We start from the raw sequence: 20,000 nt of genomic DNA on the forward strand, positions 1-20,000 counted from the left end.
GTTGTCACAGGGTTGGCTAATGAAAGGCGCGTATTCTAACGATTTGTCCGGCTAAACGCATCCTGCAAATCGGCGCTTTTACTGCAAAGTTTGAACTGAATACTGGTTAAATTTACACGTCGTGGCACAATAACGCCTCGCAAAAATGACGGCGTCAGAGCTAAGGGCGGAACGTGCGCACATTCGTTTTATTATTGTTGACCTTGTGGTCCGGTTTTTCTTCGGCCGTTATGGTCAGTGGTCTGTATCAGGTCAGTGTACCGGTGGAAGATCAGAGCAGCGCCAGCCGGGATCAGGGGCTGATGGCCGCTTTACAGCAGGTGCTGGTCAAAGTATCAGGCTCAACCGGGGTGTTACAGAACCCGCTGGTGCAACAGAAAATCAGTGATTCGAGCAGCAGTTATGTTAAGAGTTTTCGTTACCTGCGTGATGAAATTGACGACTCGGTCAACTTACGGGTGATTTTTGCTCAGGGTCTGATTGATAAGCTGTTGCGCGATGCCGGACAGCCGATCTGGGGTAAAAGCCGGCCGTTAATTCTCACCTGGCTGGCGCTGGAGCAGGGTAATGGTCGCCAGATTGTTAACCAGAATGCTGATCCTGCGCGATTAAAAATGATCGAATCAGCCATGAATGATCGTGGCTTGCCTCTGCTGTGGCCGGCTCTGGATCTCGACGACGAGTTGGCGTTGCCGGTGCAGAAGCTGTGGGGGCTGTTCAGCGAAGATATTGGCAACGCATCTGCGCGCTATCAGGCGGATGCGGTATTAGCCGGGCGGCTGGTGCCGTCGGGCTCGCAGCAGTGGTTGTTTCGTGGTTTGCTACTGCATGACCAGCAGGAAATACCACTGGAGGCGCAGGGCGATGACGCTGCGGCTGTATTGGCCATGGTGGCCGACCAGGTTGCCGGCTACTTTGCCTCCCGCTATGCGGTAAAGACCAGCTCCGTGTATCGCCCGGAGGGGCATCAGCTAACGATCAGTGGTGTGCGGGATTTTCGCGACTATTACCAGTTATTGTCTTACCTTCGGGCGCGGGTTGCGATTAACGATGTCCAGTTGTTGCAGGCCGATCAGCAGCAGTTAACCCTGGCGCTGGACCTGGCGGCTGACTGGTCTCAGGTCTGGCGCTTATTGGCGCTGGACAAACGGCTGGTGGCACAGCCGGATTCAGATATTCTGGTGTGGCAGCCCTGAGCTGCCCTCTGGTGTGTAAGTGCGATTTATATAAGCAGTACGGAACCCCATCATGAGCACAAAAACCCATCAACCACTGAAGCCTCAGCAACAGCTGACTCTGTCGGTGGCCATTCGCGATGATGCCCGTTTTGCTAATTATTACGCCGGGCCGAATGAGCAGGTGGTGCATGACCTGCAAAAGCAATGGACGCTGAATGGTGAACCCTTCCTTTATTTGTGGGGCGCGCCGGGAGTCGGATGCAGTCATTTATTGCAGGCGGCTTGTCACTATGCTGAAGGGCTGGGGCACCAGAGCGTGTATCTGCCACTGGATGAGCTGGTGGAATACAGCCCGGCGGTACTGGATTCAATGGAGCAACTGCCGCTGGTGGCGCTGGATAATATTCAGGTGGTGGCGGGTAATGCCGAATGGGAAGAAGGTTTATTTCATCTGTTTAACCGCATTCGCGATCGTCAGGGACACTTATTGATTGCCGCTAATGGCAGCCCGAAAACCCTGGGTATTGAATTACCTGATCTGGAATCGCGCTTAACCTGGGGCATGGTGTATCAGGTGGAGCCGTTGGAAAATGACGATAAAGCACAGGCGTTATTATTACGTGCCAAGCGTCGCGGCCTGAATATGAGCGAAGAAGTTGCACGTTTTATCTTGTCGCGCGGGCCGCAGGAGATGCAGGGATTGTTTGATCTGCTCGACCGGCTTGATCAGGCGTCACTGTCAGCTCAGCGAAAATTAACCATTCCGTTTATTAAGACGGAGCTTGACTGGTGATTCGAATGGGCGGTTTGAATTGGTGGTTTGAATTGGTGGTTTGAATTGGTGGTTTGAATTGGTGGGTTGCGCTTCGCTTACCCACCCTACACGGATTGTGATAATCGATTACGTTGATGAATATGGATGAAATTGTAGGGTGGGTAAGCGCAGCGCAACCCACCGTGATTATTACCACCCACCGTGATTATTACCACCCAGGGGCTACTCTAAGCCAGCGCTTTTTTAAGGCGGCTGATGGCTTCCTGTAGCACCTCCATGCTGGTGGCAAATGACAAGCGCATATGCCCCGGAGTGCCGAACGCAGAACCCGGCACCAGTGCCACTTCGGCTTCGGTCAGCAGCTTTTCAGCAAATTCGACATCCGATTCAATGCCGGCTTTTTCCATGGCGCCTTTAAAGCTTGGGAAGGCATAGAAGGTACCGTCACTTTCCACGCAGTCAACGCCAGGCAGTTCATTCAGCGCCGCAACGACATAGTCGTGACGCTGTTTAAATGCCTGCAGCATGTCCTGAACACAGCCCTGGTCGCCATTCAGTGCGGCTTCGGCAGCCACCTGAGCAATCGAGGTTGGGTTGGAGGTGCTTTGTGACTGGATTTTTTTCATCGCCGCCACCAGCTTTTGTGGTCCGCCGACATAACCAATACGCCAGCCGGTCATGCTGTAGGCTTTGGAGACGCCATTCATAACCACGGTGCGGTCGAACAGTTCCGGGCAAACGCTGACGATATTATGGAAACCACCTTCGGCCCATAAAATATGTTCGTACATGTCGTCGGTGGCGATTAATACCTCAGGGTATTGTTTCAGCACTTCAGCCAGGGCTTTCAGCTCGGCTTCGCTGTACGCCACGCCAGATGGATTGGACGGGCTGTTGATCACGACCAGACGGGTTTTGCTGGTAATGGCCGCATCCAGCTGTGCCGGGGTCATTTTAAAGCGGCTGCTCTGATCGGTTTCCACGATTACCGGCACACCTTCGGCAATTTTAACCATATCCGGGTAAGACACCCAATAAGGTGCCGGGATAACCACTTCGTCGCCCGGATTCAGCAGTGCCAGTGCCATATTAAAGAAGCTTTGTTTACCACCGCATGACACCAGAATCTGATTCGGCTCATAGCTCAGGCCATTATCACGTTTGAACTTGGCAATAATCGCTTGCTTCAGAGCCGGGGTGCCGTCTACCGCGGTATATTTGGTGAAGCCGTTGGCAATCGCCTGGCTGGCTGCATCTTTAATATGTTGTGGCGTGTCAAAATCCGGTTCGCCAGCGCCCAGGCCAATAATGTCTTTGCCCGCCGCTCGCAGTTCGGCAGCTCGGTTGGTGACCGCCAGAGTAGGAGAAGGCTTGATCTGTTGTACGCGATCAGACAATTGCAGGTCCAAAATGTGTATCCTCAATTTCGCGATGGATGGGGCAGCTGAAGTGTGTGAAACTCTACTGCCGTAAAAAATCCGTATAATGATACGGCAAACCATGACGTTCTGGAATCCTGATGAGCAAAGCATTTGAACTCACGTCCAAATATTCACCGGCCGGTGACCAGCCCAATGCGATTCAGGGGCTGGTACAGGGGATTAATGCCGGTCTGCTGAAACAAACGCTGCTGGGGGTAACCGGTTCCGGTAAAACCTACACCATGGCGAATGTGATTGCCCAGTGCCAGCGGCCGACCATCATTATGGCGCACAATAAAACCCTGGCGGCGCAGTTGTACGGTGAGTTTAAAGAGTTCTTCCCCAATAATGCGGTGGAATATTTTGTCTCTTATTACGATTATTACCAGCCGGAAGCGTATGTGCCGGCGTCGGATACCTTTATTGATAAAGATGCCTCGGTAAACGAACACATTGAGCAGATGCGTCTGTCGGCGACCAAAGCCCTGATGGAGCGTCGCGATGCGGTGATTGTTGCGACTGTGTCGGCGATTTATGGTCTGGGTGATCCGGATTCTTACCTGAAAATGATGTTGCATATGGTGCGTGGTGATGAGATTAATCAGCGCACTTTATTGCGTCGCCTGGCGGAACTGCAGTACACCCGCAACGATATGGATTTTCATCGTGGCACGTATCGGGTGCGCGGCGATGTGATTGATATTTTTCCGGCGGAAAGTGATGACGATGCCGTACGGATCGAATTATTCGATGACGAAATTGAGCAGATTTCGTTATTTGATCCGCTCACCGGCGAAGTACGCTCGCGGCTGGCGCGGGTCACTATTTATCCGAAAACACACTATGTGACGCCGCGCGAAAAAATCCTTGATGCCATCGACGGCATCGAACAGGAATTAAAACAACGGCTGGAATATTACCGCGAAGAAAACCTGCTGGTGGAGGCTCAGCGACTGGAGCAACGTACCCGTTACGACGTCGAAATGATGCGCGAACTGGGGTACTGCTCCGGTATCGAAAACTACTCGCGTTATTTATCCGGTCGTGGCGAAGGCGATGCGCCCCCCACACTGTTTGACTATATCCCGAAAGATGCGCTGGTGTTTGTTGACGAATCCCATGTCACGATTCCGCAAATCGGCGGCATGTATCGTGGTGACCGTTCGCGTAAGGAAACTCTGGTGCAGTTTGGTTTCCGTTTGCCATCAGCGCTGGATAACCGGCCGATGCGTTTTGAAGAATGGGAAGCCATTGTGCCGCAATGTGTGTTTGTCTCTGCTACCCCGGGGCCGTATGAGCAGGATCACCAGGATAATGTGGTCGAGCAGGTGGTGCGGCCGACCGGTCTGATCGACCCGGAACTGGAAGTACGTCCGGCCACCGGTCAGGTTGATGATGTATTGCACGAACTGCAGCAGCGTACCGCCAGGGGCGAGCGGGTATTAATTACCGTGCTCACCAAACGTATGGCGGAAGATTTAACCGAATTCCTGAGTGAGCAACAGGTACGGGTGCGGTATCTGCATTCGGATATCGACACGGTTGAGCGGGTAGAAATTATCCGCGACCTGCGCCTGGGTGAGTTTGACGTGTTAGTGGGGATTAACTTACTGCGGGAAGGCCTGGATATTCCGGAAGTGTCGCTGGTCGCAATTTTTGATGCTGATAAAGAAGGCTTTTTGCGTTCGGAACGTTCATTGATTCAGACCATTGGCCGGGCGGCACGTAACCTCAACGGTAAGGCTATTTTATACGCCGATCGAATCACCGATTCGATGCAGCGCGCCATGGATGAAACTGACCGTCGCCGTGAGAAGCAGCTTGCCTTTAATGCAGAGCATGGCATCACTCCCAGAGGGGTCACCAAGTCGGTGGAAGATATTCTTGAGGCGGCGCCGGCACCGGGCTCGAAAGGCAAGGGTAAAGGCCGCAGTCGCAAGGTGGCCGAGCCCGCTGGCGGTTATGCGGTCGACGACTGGAAAGCATTGCCTGCTGCGAAGCTGGTGGAGCGCGTGGCCGAAGTGGAAGATCAGATGTTTAAAGCGGCTAAAGACCTCGATTTTGAAGAAGCCGCACGGCTGCGAGATCTGCTGCATGAAATGAAGCAACAGGTGATTGAGAACAGTTGAGATGGTAACGGACGTGTTATGTATATCAGTGAGCTGGAAAAACGCAGCGGAGTGACTGCACGGGCGTTGCGGCTGTACGAATCTCTGGGATTGTTGTCGGTTGCCAGGCGGGGTAAATATCGCTGGTATGAACACGCTCATATCGAATTTGTACAACTGATCAAGTGGGCGCAGGGGCTGGGTGTCACCCTGGCTGAGCTGCAACAACTGAAGGTCGCTGATAATGACCTGGACTGGAGTGCGCTGAATCAGTTGCTGATCGATAAGCGGCAGCGGGTAATTAATGAGAAGTGCCGGCTGGAGCAGCAGTTAAAGGATATTGACCATTATCGTGACGTCATCAGCGACTGTGTTGAACGTGGTCTGAATCGTTGTGCGGTCTGAATCAATCGGCTGTTGACTCTCACCCTGAGGGCAAGGTTTAGCATCTGCTATTCCACCAATGAGGAATAAGTATGAGCCGAATCTTAATTATTAATGGCAATCCAAAACCCCGCAGTTTTTGTTTGGCACTGGCACAGCGTTATCAGCAGGTCGCGGCTGTGGGGCATGATGTCCAGCTGGTGAATATTGCCGAACTGAACTTCGATGCTAATCTGCAGCACGGTTACGATCAGGTTCAGCCACTGGAGCCGGATCTGGAAACTCTGCAGCAACACATCCACTGGGCCGAACATCTGGTGCTGCTGACGCCGTTATGGTGGGGCGGCATGCCGGCGTTACTGAAAGGACTGTTTGATCGCGTGTTTCTGCCCGGTTATGCGTTTAAATATACCGAGGGCAAAAGCTGGCCGAAACAACTGCTGAAAGGGCGCAGCGCAGAACTGATTATTACCATGGACACCCCGGTGTGGTGGCATAAATGGTTTCAGGGTAATCCGTTGGTGAAACAGCTGAAGCACACCATTCTTGAGTTTGTTGGCGTTAAAGTTACTTCCGTGTGTTATCTGGGGCCGGTTATGGGGGCCAGTGAGCAACAGTTACAACGCTGGCTGGACGATATTGAACGGCGCGTGCCGCAGCCGGATTCGGCGGCGAAACTGAGCTAAATGCGGGTTATGCTGGGCTGCTGCTGATCACTGCTTGTGATCAGATAGCGAGATACAAAAAAGGCGTCAACCGTGAGGAAGACGCCTTTTTCATATTTGGTAGGACTACCCAGATTCGAACTGGGGACCTCTACCATGTCAAGGTAGCGCTCTAACCAACTGAGCTATAGTCCTGAATTGCCGCGCATATTACCCGGGGTTGTAGAGCAGTGCAACCCTATTTGTTCGGCTGATTGCAAAAAGTGCTTTGGAATCAGATGGGTAGCTTTGGTTTTCTCCCCGAATCAGGTGTCGCGGACAGGGTCCGCTCCCACAATTGAGGAGTGCTCTGATGCTGTAGGAGGGGACCTTGTCCCCGAAGTGCGGCGTTAGTAAGTGTCGCGGACAGGGTCTGCTCCCACAATTGAGGAGTGCTCTGATGCTGTAGGAGGGGACCATTGAGGAGTGCTCTGATGCTGTAGGAGGGGACCTTGTCCCCGAAGTGCGGCGTTAGCAAATATCGCGGACAGGGTCCGCTCCCACAATTGAGGAGTGCTCTGATGCTGTAGGAGGGGACCTTGTCCCCGAAGTGCGGCGTTAGTAAGTATCGCGGACAGGGTCCGCTTCCACAATTGAGGAGTGCTCTGATGCTGTAGGAGGGGACCATTGAGGAGTACTCTGATGCTGTAGGAGGGGACCTTGTCCCCGAAGTGCGGCGTTAGTAAGTATCGCGGACAGGGTCCGCTCCCACAATTGAGGAGTGCTCTGATGCTGTAGGAGGGGACCTTGTCCCCGAAGTGCGGCGTTAGTAAGTATCGCGGACAGGGTCCGCTCCCACAATTGAGGAGTGCTCTGATATAAGTAAAAGCTATCATGGTTATTTTTATAATTAAGTATCGCTAATTATAATGACTGCTAGTATGAAATCTGACCCCGCACAGTAGTGCGTCAGCAACCCGGCGCCATAACAGGCGTTCAAGGAGATTTCTTATGTCAGACAGCAGCTCACAAGCCCCAAACGGTGGATGTCCGGTTATGCATGGCGGCAACACGTCCAGTGCCGATACCCCCACAGCCTGGTGGCCGAATGCCTTAAACCTCGACATCCTGCATCAGCACGATAGCAAGACCAATCCCCTCGGTGAGGACTTTAACTACGCCGAAGCCTTTAAAAAACTGGATCTGCAGGCGCTGAAAGACGATTTAAAAGCGCTGATGACCGACAGCCAGAGCTGGTGGCCAGCCGACTGGGGTCATTATGGTGGTTTGTTTATCCGCATGGCCTGGCATGCCGCCGGTTCCTACCGGGTGGCCGATGGTCGTGGTGGTGCCAATACCGGTAACCAGCGTTTTGCGCCACTTAACAGCTGGCCGGATAACGGCAACCTGGATAAAGCCCGGCGCTTATTGTGGCCGTTAAAAAAGAAATACGGCAACCGCATTTCCTGGGCCGACCTGATGATTCTCGCCGGTAATATGGCCTATGAATCGATGGGCTTTAAAACCTTTGGTTTTGCCGGCGGCCGGGAAGATATCTGGCACCCGGAAAAAGACACCTACTGGGGCTCAGAAAAAGAGTGGCTGCAGGAAAGTGGCGGTGAAGGCAGCCGTTATGCCGGTGAAGACCGCAGCGAAGACGGCCTGGAGAATCCGTTGGCGTCGGTGATGATGGGGCTGATTTACGTGAACCCGGAAGGGGTTGACGGTAATCCGGATCCGTTAAAAACCGCGCAGGATATGCGCACCACCTTTGCCCGTATGGCGATGAACGATGAAGAAACTGTGGCGTTAACCGCCGGTGGCCATACCGTGGGCAAAGCGCACGGTAATGGTGACGCCGCCAACCTGGGGCCTGAACCGGAAGCGGCAGATATCGAAGATCAGGGTTTTGGCTGGATGAATCACAAAGCCCGCGGCATCGGACGTGACACCGTCACCAGTGGTATTGAAGGCGCCTGGACCAGCAACCCGACTCAATGGGACAACGGCTATTTTGATCTGCTGTTTAAGTACGACTGGGAATTAACCAAAAGCCCGGCCGGTGCTCATCAATGGCAGCCGGTGAACATCGCCGAGGAAGACAAGCCGGTCGACGTGGAAGACGCCAGCATTCGCTGTATGCCGATGATGACAGATGCCGATATGGCGTTAAAAGTGGATCCGCAATACCGCAAAATCGCAGAACGTTTCCGTGACGATCAGGCCTACTTTGAGGATGTATTTGCCCGTGCCTGGTTTAAATTAACACACCGGGATATGGGCCCGGTGGCACGTTACTTAGGCGACGACGTACCAAGCGAAGAGTTGATCTGGCAGGACCCTGTACCCGCCGGTAATGCCGATTTGTCAGCAGAGGATATCGCAGCGCTGAAGCGCCAGATTCTGGATGCCGGACTGCCGGTATCAGAGCTGGTGGCGACCGCCTGGGACAGTGCCCGGACTTTCCGCGGTTCTGACTTCCGTGGTGGTGCCAATGGTGCGCGTATTCGCCTGGCGCCACAAAAAGACTGGGCGGGTAACGAACCGGAGCGTCTGCAGAAGGTACTGGCGGTGCTGGAAGGTATCCGCAGTGGCTTCGCAAAAGACGTCAGTCTGGCCGATCTGATTGTTCTGGCTGGCAGTGCTGCGATCGAAAAAGCCGCCGCCGATGCCGGTGTGTCGATTGAGGTGCCGTTTGCTCCGGGGCGTGGTGACGCCAGCGATGAGCAAACCGATGTTGAGTCGTTTGCGGTGCTGGAACCGTTGCACGATGGCTTCCGCAACTGGCAGAAAGAGCATTACGCTGTGATGCCGGAAGAGATGCTGCTCGACCGCGCTCAGCTGCTGGGTTTAACCGCGCCGGAAATGACGGTGTTAGTCGGTGGTATGCGGGTACTGGGTACTAATCACAGCAATAGCGTACACGGCGTGTTTACCGATCGGGTCGGGGTATTAAGCAACGACTTCTTCGTTAACCTAACCGATATGGCGAACTGCTGGGAGCCTACCGGGCGCAATTCGTACAACATCGTCGAGCGTGACAGCGGTACGGTGAAGTGGACCGCCACCCGGGTGGATCTGGTGTTTGGTTCCAACTCCATTCTGCGTGCTTACGCCGAAGTGTACGCTCAGGATGACAACAAAGAGAAATTCGTGCGCGACTTTGTTAAAGCCTGGGTCAAGGTGATGAACGCTGATCGGTTTGATTTAACCTCATAACCGCGTCTGCAAAGCCAATAAAACCACGCCTGCACTTCGCTGCAGGCGTGGTTTTTTTATTGCTCTGGGCAGTGGCAGTGGCAGTGGTAACCGCCTGGCAAGGGTTAGGTGGTGGTGTTGGTGGATTCAGCCGAGTTGAGTTCCAGTAGCGTCTGACCGGGTTGAATTAACTGCCGGTCGTGGGTGTTCGCAATCACCAGTTTGGCTTGCCAGTGTTCACTCAGACGCTGAAAGATCCGTTGTGCCAGAGCGCTGTCTAAGCCGGCAGCGGGTTCATCCAGCAACATCAGCGGCTGGTCCTGAAGAATTAAGCGTGCCAGTCCCAGACGTTTGATCTCACCGCCGGAGGCCTGCCATTCTCCGTCCCCGAGCCAGGTGTCCAGCCCCTGTGGCAGTTGTTCGGCCCAGTGTTTTAACTCGACTAACGCCAGCGCCTGCCAGAGCTGTTCATCCGTGTGACCATGATGCAGGTTCAGATTATCGCGCAGGCTGGCGCGCAGGATATCGATGCGTTGTGGCATCAGGCCAACCCCGGCGGGGATAGCGCCGGGGGGCTGAGCGGACAGGGGCAGTGTCAGCGATCCTTGTTGTGGCTGTAATTGTCCGGCTAATAACGCAATTAACGTACTTTTACCGCTGCCACTGGGGCCGCAGATCCAGTGCCAGCCGGGCCCGGTAAAGCAATGGCTGAAGCGGCAGAACAGCGCCGCCGGCTGATTCGGGTAATGGTAATCCAGCGAGCGGATGATCAGGTCGGTTTGTTGGTCATCAAACTGCAGTGCTGTCGCGGCAGTGGCCGTCGGCTGACTGTGCAGGCGCTGCAGCGCGCGTAAACCGAGACGCCAGGCAGCCAGTGTTGGGCTGGCATCGAGGAATACATCGACACTGCCGAGTGTCAGCAATAACACCATAAAAATCTGCGCGGCTTGTAACTGGCCAAGCTGCCAGCCGTTAAATGCCTGCCAGAAAATAATCAGAGTCAGGGTGATCAGGCTCAGTTGTGCCAGCAGCATAATGCTCTGCTGCTGGTTAACGCTGTGATTTTCCTGGCGGTCACCATCACTGGCCTGCTGAAACAGTTGCTCACTGCTGTGCGCTAACCGGCCATGCAGCGTCAGCGTGCGCATGTTGGTTAACAAAGCACTGGTGTTACGCCATTGCCCGGCGCGTTGCTGGTGCAGCTGATCCTGTGTCTCCAGTACCTGGCGGCTGTACAGCCAGGGCATCAGCAACACCGCCAGTGCAACCCAGGGCAATGCCCATAAAACCAGTGGCGGCCAGATCACCAACAATGCGGCGAGATACCCCAGGGTGACCGCCAGGGTGACGGTTGCAGGTAATACGGCCGACAGGTAGATCGCTTCAATATGTTGAATATCCTGTAATAATCGACTGCCCGACTGATGGCGGTCGAGCTGGGTTTCCTGCCAGGGCTGAGCGGACAGCTGACGGAATATTGCCGCCCGCAGGTGCGAAATAATCCGGAACGTGGCTTCGTGGCTGGCCAGCCGTTCGCCATAACGGCCTAATGTGCGGCCAATGGATAACCCCCGTACCATGGCGCCCGGGGTAAAAAAGTTAAACGCCATGGCGCTGGTCGCGGTTAATCCGGCCAGTGCCGCGGCACTGATAAACCAGCCGGAAACGGCCAGCAAAGCAATGCCGCAATAGGCGGTAAAAACAGCCAGCAGCAGACCCAGCAGCGCCATTTTTTTCTGCTGCCACAACAGGCGCCAATAATCCTGTGTCATGCGGCACCTTGCTGTTCAGTCGTAACACGCTGCAGTTGCAGGTGGTGGTTAAAAAAGTCGCGCTCGGCCGGACGGTGACTGGCCATAATGATGATGCCACCGGCATCACTGTAGTGACGTAACTGTTGCATAAACTCGCTGGCGGTTTGCTGATCGAGGTTGGCACTGGGTTCATCCAGCAGCAACAGCGCCGGGCGGTGCAAAAATACCCGTGCCAGGGCAATCCGCTGGGCCTGGCCACCGGATAAATAGCCGCCGCGATCACTGATGTGGTAATCCAGCTGGCCGGGCAGTTGCAGTACCAGCTGTTCGGCCCGGGCGCTGGCCAGCGCCTGATACAGCTGGTCGTCGCTGAAATTGCGGCCGAGGCATAAATTATCGCGGATGCTGGCAAACAATAATTCCGGTTGTTGCGACAGGTAACCCAGCTGTGCCAGCCAGTCCGGGTGTAATAACACCGAGCAGGGCTGTTGATTAATAAAAATACTGCCGGCCGTCGCCGGACGTAACCCGGCCAGGGTGTCTAATAAGGTGGTTTTTCCTGATCCGGATGGGCCGTCTAACAATAACCGGTCACCGGCCTGCAGACTGAAGCTGACCGGCTGGTGAACGCCGTGACCATCACCACTGACCAGTTGCCCGACGCTCAGCTGTTGCAACGCCGGAATTGACGAATGGCTGGCGGATTGTGTGAGCGGTTGTTGTGCCGCCAGTTGTTGCAGGCGAATGAGTTGTTCGGCCAGGCTGATGGCATCGGCACGTTCGTGGTACAGCGCTCCCATACGCCGCAACGGCAAATAAAATTCCGGCGCCAGCATCAGAATAAACACACCGGCAAATAAGCCATAACCGTCATAACTGCCGATATCGTACTTACCCAGGAAAAACAGCCCCAGATACACGGCAACAATGGCAACACTGATGGCACTGAAAAATTCCAGCACCGTACCGGATAAAAACGACAGCCGTAACACACTCATGGTGGAATGACGGTATTGTTCAGACTGGTTAAACAGTTGCCCGGCTTCGGCATCGCAGCGGCGTGCCAGTTGCAGCGCCGTTAAATTTTTCAGCCGGTCAGCCAATAAATCCCCCAGGCGGTTGAGCTGCTGCAGGTTGGCACGGCTGGCATCGGCGGCTTTAAAACCAACCAGCATCATAAAGACGGGAACCAGTGGTGCGGTCAACAAAAAAATCAGCGGCACCAGCCAGCTGACCTGAGCGGTGGCGATAATAATGGCCAGTGGCATAAACAAGGCGAGGTTTTTCTGACTGACAAAATCGGCAAAATAGCCGCGTTGTTTGTCAATTTCAGTGGCCAGTACATTGCTGATTTCGGCGACCCGAAAGTGAGGGAATAAGCGGATATTCAGCTCAAAACAGGCGTTTAACGCCAGCTGTCGTAAGCGCTGACGGATTTTGATACTGGCGCGATTGGCGATCCGCTTCTGACTATAACCACTCAGTACCCGGCCCACCATGATCGCTGCCAGGGTTAACCAGGCCTGGGCATCCGGTAACTGTGATGTACTCAGGCTGGCGGGATAAACAGCCTGCGCCAGCATGCTGGCAACCTGCCAGGCGAGGGCAATGGTTAATACGGCCTGAATCAGACCAAGCAGGGTTGCCAGGGCATTCTCTGTTCTTGCTGAACGACCGGCGTATTTCAGCAGGGCGCTGGCCTGTTCGAAGGGTGGAGCGGGGGAGGGTCGGGTCATGATGGCAGTGGCCTGTACTGATGGCACGATAAAACAACGGCGACGAGCTATATAAACCGCGGGCCATGTTATCAGGGCGTAGCACATAAGTCGCGTCCGCTGGCAGACAGGCTGACAATTCTCAACGATCGTGACGGCAGGAGAAGGCAGCTATTGCCGGTCTTTACGCCTGTCTGTCAGCGCTGGTGGCAGATTCTTGAGACGTTACAGCAACGTTATCCGCAGCAGCCGGTGGCTGTGCAGCTCGGACTGAGCGTCCAGGCTGCTCATCTCGGGGTGCTGGGATATCTGGTATTAGCCTGCGAAAATCAGGCGTTATCGATGCTGGCGGTATTGCCGCAGCAGGATGATCTGATAGAGCGTTTGCGTAAGGCTTTACTTAAGGCATTGCAAAGTGGCCAGGCGAACTCGGCTTTTGTCGCCCGGCAGCTGAATGTATCGGAGCGGACGTTATTCCGCCGGCTGCAGCAATACGGTTTTTCGTTTAAACAAATATTGATGCAAACCCGTACCGAACTGGCGAAAAAACATCTGCAGGCCGGGCAGTTAACGCTGGCTGAAATTGCCTTGTTATTAGGGTATTCAGAACAAAGTGCTTTTAACCGGGCATTTAAACGCGAAACCGGATTAACACCGCGGCAATTTCAGCGGCGTTAATCCGGTTGTGATGAGCGGGGCGGATTACAGATCTTTCAGTGCGGAAATTGTATCCTGCAGAACTTTTTTCGCATCCCCGGCGACCATCAGTGAGTTGTCGCGGATAAACAATTCATTCGGAATGCCGGCGAAGCCGGGCGACAAACCCCGTTTAACCACAACCACGGTTTTAGCGTTGTGAACGTCCAGAATCGGCATACCAAAAATCGGTGACGCCGGGTCCTGAGCCGCTGCCGGGTTCACCACATCGTTTGCCCCCAGAACAATAGCGACGTCGGTTTGCGAAAACTCCGGGTTAATGGCATCCATTTCCACCAGCTGGTCGTAAGGCACCTCGGCCTCGGCCAGTAATACGTTCATATGTCCCGGCATACGGCCGGCCACCGGGTGAATGGCGTATTTAACATTCGCACCCTGAGCTTCCAGCATGTTGGCCAGTTCACGGGTGGCGTGTTGAGCCTGAGCAACGGCCAGACCATAACCCGGTACAAATACAACGTTTTGTGCGCCGTCCAGCAGCATGGCCAGTTCATCGGCTGATGAAAACTTCACTTTACCTTCATAGAAGGCATCGTTTTCATCACGGCTGATACCGGCACTTTCGGCCATGGATCCGCCAAACAGAACGTTGGTCAGCGAGCGGTTCATGGCTTTACACATGATGCTGGTGAGAATAATACCGGAGGCACCCACCAACGAGCCGGTGATAATCAGGCCGTTGTTTTCCAGCACAAAGCCAGCGGCTGCGCCAGCCAGGCCGGAATAGGAGTTCAGCAGGGCAACCACAACCGGCATGTCTGCGCCACCGATTGGCATCACCAGACAAATACCCAGAATCAGGCAGAGTACGATCAGTCCGGCAATTAACAGATCGGAATTTAACGGATCAACCGCCGCAAAATACGCCGCCCCGGCCAACAGTGTCAGCAGGCATAATTTAACAATCCATTTAAATAACCGTACCTGGCTGGAGTCACCGATTTTGCCTTTTAATTTACCCACGGCAATAAAAGAACCGGTGAGCGTAACAGCGCCGATTAAAATGGAAAGAATGACCGCAATTGACCAGTCATAGCTGGCAGAAAACTGACCGAGTTCAGCCAGTTTCTGGCTTTCAAGGTAATTCGATGCGGCAACCAGCAGCGAGGCGCCACCACCAATACCGTTCAGTGCGGCAACCAGTTCCGGCATATCGGTCATGGCGGTTTTTTTCGCCAGAATGGCGCCGATGGTGCCACCAATTAATACACCAATAACGATGTATTCGTAGGTCACTACGTTGTTGTCCAGCAGGGCAACAATAATGGCAATCAGCATGCCGCTGGCCGACATCTGATTACCACGGACCGCAGTTTTTGGCGTGGTCATGCCTTTGATGCCGAGAATAAACAGGACGGCAGCGGCCAGATAACCTAAATTAATTAACGTATCCACTTAACAGCCCCTTACTTCTTTTTAAACATATTCAGCATGCGGTCGGTTACCATAAAACCGGCCACAATATTAATGGTTGCCAGCGCGATCGCCGCTACACCTAATACGGTCGACAGTACGGTGGTATGCTCGCTGCCGCCGGAGCTGATAATAGCGCCCACCACCACAATGCCTGAGATGGCATTGGTGCCGCTCATTAATGGCGTGTGTAAGGTCGGCGGTACTTTATTGATCACTTCAACACCAACGAATACCGCCAGTACAAAAATGGTCAGGCTCATGATGAACATTTCCATCGGGATTATTCCTTCTCTGCTGAATTATCGGCCTGGGCTTTTAACCCTTCGTGTTTGATTTCGCCGTTTTCCGTTACCAGAGTGGCGGCGACAATATCGTCTTCCAGTGTGATGTTCAGCTCGCCATCGGCGGCCATATTCAACAGGAAGGTTGAGATATTTTTAGTTAACAGCTGTGAGGCGTGCACGGGTACCCGGCCGGGGTGATCGGTGTAGCCAATCAGTGTGACGCCATCAAGGTAAACCTTTTCTCCGGCCACGGTGCCTTCAACATTGCCGCCACGCTCGGCGGCCAGATCAACAATGACTGAGCCTTTTTTCATATAGTGCAGCATGTCTTTGGTGATCAGTCGTGGGCTGGGTTTACCGGGAATCGCGGCTGTGGTGATAACCAGATCCGCCTGGGAAATTTTGGTTGTCATCTGTTCGCGTTGTTTGCGGTAAAACTCTTCGGATTTTTCACTGGCGTAACCTGAGGCGTTGCCACTTTCGGTTTCCAGATCGAATTCGACAAATTTAGCGCCCAGAGATTCGACCTGCTCGCGCACTTCCGCGCGGGTATCGTAGGCTTCGACGACGGCACCTAAGCGGCGGGCGGTGGAGATTGCCATCAGGCCGGCCACGCCAGCACCAATAATAAAGACTCTGGCCGGGTGAATGGTGCCGGCGGCGGTCATTAACATCGGAAAATATTGTGGTAAGGCCATGGCACCGGCCAGCACCGAACGATAACCACTGATGGCTCCCATGGAGCTTAATACGTCCATTGATTGTGCGCGGGTGGTGCGGGGAATAAATTCCAGCGCAAAGGAGCGTATTTTTTTATCCGCTAACTGGCCAATCAGGGGCAGGTTAAACCAGGCATCTAATAAGCAGATTAATGTGCTTTCTGGTTTCAGTAACGGTACTTCCTGATCCAGTGGCTGACGCACTTTCAGAATGATATCTGCCTGCTGATATAAGGACTCCGCAGATGGCGCGATACTGGCCCCACAGGCACGGTATTCTTCGTCGCCAAAGTGGGCGCCATCGCCGGCACCTTCCTGAACCACAACATCAAAACCGTTGTCCAGTAGCACCTGTATACCCGAAGGTATAATAGCCACCCGGGCTTCCCCAGGATAAATTTCCTTAGGTACACCAATTAACATAATAAACACTCCTGTTTTCGTGAGTTGTTAAACGCTGAATCGTTCCTGCTCAGGGATAAAAAACTGAGCCATTTAATCTCTTCTGTGTCGCTTTTTTTTAAACGACAGGCAAACAAAAGCCGCTTGCAGTCAGGGCAATGACTGCGTAAAGCGGCTGGTGTGAATAATATCGATTACATCATGTTGTGCTGATCAGCCGGTTGAACGGCGGTCACTGTTCGTCTCTGGCTGATGATTTAAATTAACCACCTCGGCGCGCGACTTTTTTTGTGCCGTCAGCCCGAGTGTGGTTAATGTGTGTTGCCGGATTTTTTGCAGTAACTGGCCATCGGCGATTAACGATTCACCATAGCTGGGCACCAGTTCTTTTAACGCCTGTTGCCAGCCACTGTTCATGCGCTCAGGGAAACAGCGTTCCAGTACTTCTATCATGGCTTTTGTTGCTACCGAGGCACCGGGAGAGGCACCCAATAATGCTGCCAGAGAACCGTCCTGGGCGGCGACCAGCTCGGTGCCAAATTCCAGCTTTCCGCGGCCACTGTCATCTTTCTTAATAATCTGCACCCGCTGTCCGGCCTGGGCTAATGTCCAGTCTTCGGCTCTGGCATCGGGCAGGTAGTGCTTCAGGGTGGCGATACGGTCGTTGTGGGATTGCATCACTTCACTGATTAAATAGCGGGTGAGATCCATGTTGTTGATGCCAACATCCAACATTGGCTTGAGGTTATTGGCGCGCACCGATCGGATCAGGTCGAGAGATGAACCTGCTTTCAGGAAGCGCGTGGTAAAGCCGGCGTACGGCCCGAATAATAATGCGGGTTTGCCGTTAATAATGCGTGTGTCCAGATGCGGTACAGACATTGGTGGCGCACCGATAGCCGCTTTGCCATATACCTTAGCGTGGTGTTTGCGGATCACGCTTTCGTCATGGCAAACCAGCCATTGACCTGATACCGGGAAGCCACCGTAGCCTTTACTTTCCGGAATATTGGATTTTTGCAGCAGCGGTAATGCACCACCGCCGGCGCCGAGAAATACGAATCCGGCCTGGATACTTTCGTGACGGCCAGTGCTGCGGTTTTTCAGACTGACATGCCAGTGATCGTTTTGCTTTTGCAGTGCATACACTTCATGGGCGGTTTTCAGTTCAAAGCCGCTTTGTTGTTGCAGGTTATCAACCAGCTGTCGGGTAAGTGAGCCAAAATCAACATCGGCGCCATAAGGCACCCGGGTTGCGGCCACGGCTTCGTTTTTATCCCGGCCAACCATCACCAGTGGCATCCATTCAGCTAATACCGCCGGGTCTTCACTGTATTCCATATCGGCAAATAAATGGTGAGCTGATAATTTCTGATGACGCTGGCGTAAAAAAGCAACGTTGTCTTCACCCCAGACAAAACTGATGTGTGGGGTCGGATGAATAAACTGCTGTGCCTGTGGTAATTCACCCAGGTCGATCAGGGATGACCATAATTGCAGAGACATTTCAAAATTGGCATTGATGGTCAGGGCGCGATCGATACTGACATCACCATTGGCATCCTGCGGGGTGTAGTTCAGTTCGCAGTAGCCCGCATGACCGGTACCGGCGTTATTCCAGCCGTCGCTGCTTTCTGCAGCCACCTGGTCGAGGCGTTCAACCATCAGGATGTTGATCGTCGGATCGAGCTTTTTCAGTAGGGTCGCCAGTGTGCTGCTCATTACGCCGCTACCAACCAGCAAGGCGTCAACCTTTGCTGTATTCGCTTGTGTGTTTGCCATTTTGATTTCTCCTGTAGGTAAAAATCATCTGCCTGGGGGCGCGGATCTGCGCCGCATATCATCTGAGCTTGTGGCTCGTTCCGGCCATTGATACTGAGGTTGGCCTGTTGGTGCGAGTTATACTGCGACCGTGACGGTGGCGGCAATACTTGATGCAGGTCATAACCCGCAGAGTTTTTTATGCTTTGTATAAGCTATTGCTTATGGAAAGGTATTTTTGTATTGAATTTATCTTATGTGTTGGCGCGTTATGACGGAAATTGACGGGGTAGTCGGGGTAGCCGGCGTAGAGGCAGGAGGGGCAGGAGGGGAGCTGGTTGGCAAGAACGAACAATAAAAAGCCCCCATGCCTCTGGACCTCAGGCATGGGGGCTGTTCGCTGTTGAGATGTCAGCCGTTGTGCTGTTACTGCGGTGCGTTAAACGTCAGGGTGAAGTTGACAGGCACGACTTCGGTGATGACTTTTAATTTGGCAATGTCCTGCAACATGCGGATGCCTTTGGTCAGGGCAAAATCATCGGCATGAATCAGTACCGGCTTCAGACTGCTGATGACCACTTCCCCCTGACGTCCCGGAACAACCAGCAGCTCCAGTTCAATCTGCTCATCTGAGCCATGCAGGTTCAGAGTGGCCTCCTGGGTAATGTGGCTGATTTTTCCATCTTTGACACTGCTGATAACGCTGGCGGGGATCTGAGCGCTGATGGTGGCGCTGGTAAACTGCTCCACCTCGAACAAATGTTTCTGCATACGTTCATCACGTACCGGGATGCGTGAGTCAATGCTGCTCAGGTCGATACTGATACGGGCTTCACCACTGTCAGACACAGTACCGCTGAGTGTGTTAAAGCGGTGAACTTCCAGCAGGTGGGTATTTTTGGCGGTAACAAAGGTTACCTCTGAAGGCTGGGCTAATTGCCAGTCGGCCTGAGCAACCGAGCTCAGCAACAGTCCGGCGGATAACAGCACAGACGTCAGGGTTTTACCTGGGCGAATCATAATTAATCTCCGTTATTGCAGTAAGGTGACCTGCGGGAAAGAATAACTTACCAGCCACGTCAGTTCTTTTTCAATCGCTTCCTGGTGCTGGTTTTCCAGCGCCCAGCGTTGCTGATCAATTTTAAACTGCTCTTTTTTCGATAACTTTTTATACGCATCCAGAATCGGCATGTGTCGGGTGGCGTCGTAGTGGGCACGTACATGATGCAGTTCCGATAGTTGCCAGGCGTCCGGGTCAAGGCCGTTCATCAGGTACTGGATACGTAATACGCCTTCGGTAATTTCACATTGTTGCGCCAAAACAGAGCGGGCAATAAAACGGATGTCGGTGACCAGCTCCAGTTGTTTCTGGCGCAGATTATGGGCTGCCTGAGCGGCTTCCTGTTGTTGTTGCTGTTCTGCTTGTTGCTGTGCGCGTTTAACCTGGCGGGTCAGGTGCCAGGCGTAACCAGCCAGGCTGGCAATTATTATTAAACCGATAATCAAAAAAAAGGGCGTCATGGG

The 20,000-nt window shown here is 53.5% G+C and carries 16 protein-coding genes and 1 tRNA gene; 7 read left to right on the forward strand and 10 right to left on the reverse strand.

Annotated elements, in window-relative coordinates:
• The first annotated feature begins 173 nt into the window (after nucleotides 1-173).
• Nucleotides 174-1,196 carry a DUF2066 domain-containing protein gene (locus ACFOMG_RS05590; RefSeq protein ID WP_376865309.1) on the forward strand — a complete coding sequence of 341 codons (1,023 nt, stop codon included), beginning with the start codon at nucleotides 174-176 and terminating at the stop codon, nucleotides 1,194-1,196.
• 52 nt (nucleotides 1,197-1,248) lie between these two features.
• Nucleotides 1,249-1,971 (forward strand): DnaA regulatory inactivator Hda, encoded by a 723-nt coding sequence (gene hda, locus ACFOMG_RS05595; protein ID WP_376865310.1) that lies wholly within the window; start codon nucleotides 1,249-1,251, stop codon nucleotides 1,969-1,971.
• A gap of 209 nt (nucleotides 1,972-2,180) precedes the next feature.
• Here hda and ACFOMG_RS05600 read toward each other — a convergent pair whose 3' ends face one another.
• Complete coding sequence (locus ACFOMG_RS05600) at nucleotides 2,181-3,365, reverse strand: pyridoxal phosphate-dependent aminotransferase (protein ID WP_376866204.1); 1,185 nt, start codon at nucleotides 3,363-3,365, stop codon at nucleotides 2,181-2,183.
• A 107-nt stretch (nucleotides 3,366-3,472) separates the two neighbouring features.
• Here ACFOMG_RS05600 and uvrB point away from each other — a divergent pair, with 107 nt between their 5' ends.
• The 3 genes from uvrB to ACFOMG_RS05615 all read left to right on the forward strand — a co-directional run bounded on the left by uvrB (nucleotide 3,473) and on the right by ACFOMG_RS05615 (nucleotide 6,552).
• On the forward strand, nucleotides 3,473-5,503 hold the full coding sequence (uvrB, locus tag ACFOMG_RS05605) for an excinuclease ABC subunit UvrB (protein WP_376865312.1): 2,031 nt from the start codon (nucleotides 3,473-3,475) through the stop codon (nucleotides 5,501-5,503).
• Between the two features lie 18 nt (nucleotides 5,504-5,521).
• Nucleotides 5,522-5,887 carry a MerR family transcriptional regulator gene (locus ACFOMG_RS05610; protein WP_376865313.1) on the forward strand — a complete coding sequence of 122 codons (366 nt, stop codon included), beginning with the start codon at nucleotides 5,522-5,524 and terminating at the stop codon, nucleotides 5,885-5,887.
• 71 nt (nucleotides 5,888-5,958) lie between these two features.
• Complete coding sequence (locus ACFOMG_RS05615) at nucleotides 5,959-6,552, forward strand: NAD(P)H-dependent oxidoreductase (protein WP_376865314.1); 594 nt, start codon at nucleotides 5,959-5,961, stop codon at nucleotides 6,550-6,552.
• A 97-nt stretch (nucleotides 6,553-6,649) separates the two neighbouring features.
• Here the strand turns inward: ACFOMG_RS05615 and ACFOMG_RS05620 are convergent.
• Nucleotides 6,650-6,726: transfer RNA gene (locus ACFOMG_RS05620), tRNA-Val, on the reverse strand.
• Nucleotides 6,727-7,521: 795 nt separating this feature from the next.
• Between ACFOMG_RS05620 and katG the strand changes: the two genes are divergently transcribed.
• The gene (gene katG / locus ACFOMG_RS05625) at nucleotides 7,522-9,729 is read left to right on the forward strand and encodes a catalase/peroxidase HPI (protein ID WP_376865315.1); all 2,208 of its coding nucleotides are present in this window, start codon (nucleotides 7,522-7,524) and stop codon (nucleotides 9,727-9,729) included.
• A 104-nt stretch (nucleotides 9,730-9,833) separates the two neighbouring features.
• Here the strand turns inward: katG and ACFOMG_RS05630 are convergent, their stop codons facing one another.
• Together ACFOMG_RS05630 and cydD are read right to left on the reverse strand one after the other, a co-directional pair.
• Complete coding sequence (locus tag ACFOMG_RS05630; protein WP_376865317.1) at nucleotides 9,834-11,480, reverse strand: amino acid ABC transporter ATP-binding/permease protein; 1,647 nt, start codon at nucleotides 11,478-11,480, stop codon at nucleotides 9,834-9,836.
• Nucleotides 11,477-13,198: a thiol reductant ABC exporter subunit CydD gene (gene cydD / locus ACFOMG_RS05635; protein WP_376865318.1), complete on the reverse strand. Its 1,722-nt coding sequence runs from the start codon at nucleotides 13,196-13,198 to the stop codon at nucleotides 11,477-11,479. The genes ACFOMG_RS05630 and cydD overlap by 4 nt, the downstream gene beginning before the upstream one ends.
• A gap of 153 nt (nucleotides 13,199-13,351) precedes the next feature.
• On the opposite strand from cydD, the gene ACFOMG_RS05640 reads away from it, so the two are divergent.
• On the forward strand, nucleotides 13,352-13,855 hold the full coding sequence (locus tag ACFOMG_RS05640; protein ID WP_376865319.1) for a helix-turn-helix transcriptional regulator: 504 nt from the start codon (nucleotides 13,352-13,354) through the stop codon (nucleotides 13,853-13,855).
• 24 nt (nucleotides 13,856-13,879) lie between these two features.
• Here the strand turns inward: ACFOMG_RS05640 and ACFOMG_RS05645 are convergent, their stop codons facing one another.
• From ACFOMG_RS05645 to ACFOMG_RS05670, 6 genes are all read right to left on the reverse strand, one after another.
• On the reverse strand, nucleotides 13,880-15,289 hold the full coding sequence (locus tag ACFOMG_RS05645) for an NAD(P)(+) transhydrogenase (Re/Si-specific) subunit beta (RefSeq protein ID WP_376865321.1): 1,410 nt from the start codon (nucleotides 15,287-15,289) through the stop codon (nucleotides 13,880-13,882).
• Nucleotides 15,290-15,300: 11 nt separating this feature from the next.
• Entirely contained in the window at nucleotides 15,301-15,585 is a 285-nt protein-coding gene (locus ACFOMG_RS05650) for an NAD(P) transhydrogenase subunit alpha (protein ID WP_376865322.1), read from the reverse strand.
• Nucleotides 15,586-15,590: 5 nt separating this feature from the next.
• Nucleotides 15,591-16,736 (reverse strand): Re/Si-specific NAD(P)(+) transhydrogenase subunit alpha, encoded by a 1,146-nt coding sequence (locus ACFOMG_RS05655; RefSeq protein ID WP_376865323.1) that lies wholly within the window; start codon nucleotides 16,734-16,736, stop codon nucleotides 15,591-15,593.
• 192 nt (nucleotides 16,737-16,928) lie between these two features.
• Nucleotides 16,929-18,497: a malate dehydrogenase (quinone) gene (mqo, locus tag ACFOMG_RS05660; protein ID WP_376865324.1), complete on the reverse strand. Its 1,569-nt coding sequence runs from the start codon at nucleotides 18,495-18,497 to the stop codon at nucleotides 16,929-16,931.
• A 405-nt stretch (nucleotides 18,498-18,902) separates the two neighbouring features.
• Nucleotides 18,903-19,496 (reverse strand): YceI family protein, encoded by a 594-nt coding sequence (locus ACFOMG_RS05665; RefSeq protein ID WP_376865326.1) that lies wholly within the window; start codon nucleotides 19,494-19,496, stop codon nucleotides 18,903-18,905.
• Between the two features lie 12 nt (nucleotides 19,497-19,508).
• The gene (locus ACFOMG_RS05670; RefSeq protein ID WP_376865327.1) at nucleotides 19,509-19,997 is read right to left on the reverse strand and encodes a DUF2489 domain-containing protein; all 489 of its coding nucleotides are present in this window, start codon (nucleotides 19,995-19,997) and stop codon (nucleotides 19,509-19,511) included.
• Nucleotides 19,998-20,000 lie beyond the last annotated feature (3 nt).

This window comes from Bacterioplanoides pacificum (genome assembly GCF_042648445.1).
In the GTDB taxonomy this organism is placed as follows: domain Bacteria; phylum Pseudomonadota; class Gammaproteobacteria; order Pseudomonadales; family Oceanobacteraceae; genus Bacterioplanoides; species Bacterioplanoides pacificum.

Bases quoted from the DNA above. Each gene is read 5' to 3' on its own strand.
- ACFOMG_RS05665 (WP_376865326.1), bottom strand. From the start codon at position 19,496: ATGATTCGCCCAGGTAAAACCCTGACGTCTGTGCTGTTATCCGCCGGA.
- ACFOMG_RS05630 (WP_376865317.1), bottom strand. From the start codon at position 11,480: ATGACACAGGATTATTGGCGCCTGTTGTGGCAGCAGAAAAAAATGGCG.
- hda (WP_376865310.1), top strand. From the start codon at position 1,249: ATGAGCACAAAAACCCATCAACCACTGAAGCCTCAGCAACAGCTGACT.
- mqo (WP_376865324.1), bottom strand. From the start codon at position 18,497: ATGGCAAACACACAAGCGAATACAGCAAAGGTTGACGCCTTGCTGGTT.
- katG (WP_376865315.1), top strand. From the start codon at position 7,522: ATGTCAGACAGCAGCTCACAAGCCCCAAACGGTGGATGTCCGGTTATG.
- ACFOMG_RS05615 (WP_376865314.1), top strand. From the start codon at position 5,959: ATGAGCCGAATCTTAATTATTAATGGCAATCCAAAACCCCGCAGTTTT.
- ACFOMG_RS05655 (WP_376865323.1), bottom strand. From the start codon at position 16,736: ATGTTAATTGGTGTACCTAAGGAAATTTATCCTGGGGAAGCCCGGGTG.
- ACFOMG_RS05610 (WP_376865313.1), top strand. From the start codon at position 5,522: ATGTATATCAGTGAGCTGGAAAAACGCAGCGGAGTGACTGCACGGGCG.
- uvrB (WP_376865312.1), top strand. From the start codon at position 3,473: ATGAGCAAAGCATTTGAACTCACGTCCAAATATTCACCGGCCGGTGAC.
- ACFOMG_RS05670 (WP_376865327.1), bottom strand. From the start codon at position 19,997: ATGACGCCCTTTTTTTTGATTATCGGTTTAATAATAATTGCCAGCCTG.
- ACFOMG_RS05650 (WP_376865322.1), bottom strand. From the start codon at position 15,585: ATGGAAATGTTCATCATGAGCCTGACCATTTTTGTACTGGCGGTATTC.
- cydD (WP_376865318.1), bottom strand. From the start codon at position 13,198: ATGACCCGACCCTCCCCCGCTCCACCCTTCGAACAGGCCAGCGCCCTG.